The sequence below is a fragment of the Ideonella sp. P3_A4 genome (assembly GCF_056403075.1).
Genome location: NZ_JBFUGE010001259.1, coordinates 1 through 752, shown reverse-complemented (window position 1 = coordinate 752; position 752 = coordinate 1). Strand labels below are relative to the sequence as shown.

At 60.8% G+C, this 752-nt stretch carries 1 protein-coding gene; it reads right to left on the bottom strand.

Annotated features, from left to right (window positions below; translation table 11 throughout):
• Positions 1-74: 74 nt before the first annotated feature.
• Positions 75-551: a GFA family protein gene (locus AC1DYI_RS37425; protein WP_477209113.1), complete on the bottom strand. Its 477-nt coding sequence runs from the start codon at positions 549-551 to the stop codon at positions 75-77.
• Positions 552-752: the final 201 nt, after the last annotated feature.

Genomic DNA, 752 nt, shown 5'->3' with positions numbered 1-752 from the left:
AGGCCTAACGTTCGACGTAAGGGGCGGCCGCAAGTGGGCGAAGCCCGCTTGTGGACGTCCCCTTGACGGAGGGGTTAGGTTGCAGCCTGGCCTGATGCACTACCTGCAGCTTGCCAGAGGCGAATGAGCTCTTGGGGATCATTGGGCTGAGTTTCGTACTTGGCGACGCCTTCGGGAATTGTGACCCATGGCAAAGCGCTGCGAACCCAGATGTGAGCGACGGGGCTGAACTGACTTGCACTTTGCAGGGTACCCGGAAAGAGGATTGCCAGGCTTGGCCTGTTGACTGGCTCTGCCCACAACCTCGTGTCGCACGCGGTGCACGCCCTGGAACGACGAGGCCGACCTAGGCTGCCTTGAAACTCCAGAACCCCTGGCTCGCCGGATACGACGTGGAGACTTGAACGAGTGACCCACATGGCCAGCCTCATGGAGCCACCTGTGCGGCGCTGACAGTCCGTGCAGTGGCAGGCGTAGTAGGTGAGTGGCTCAGCGCAAAGCTGAAACTGCACTTGGCCACAAAGGCAATTGCCGACATACGGTGCTGGCACTTGGCGCTCTCCCTGCAACCTAACGTTCGACGTAAGGGGCGGCCGCAAGTGGGCGAAGCCCGCTTGTGGACGTCCCCTTGACGGAGGGGTTAGGCACCGCGGGTTCAACAAGCAAGTGCAACACCTTCATGAAATGGGGTGGGGGGGTGGTGATACTGACCGCTTACTCATTCCGGCAAGAAGGGGTTAGCAGACATGGGG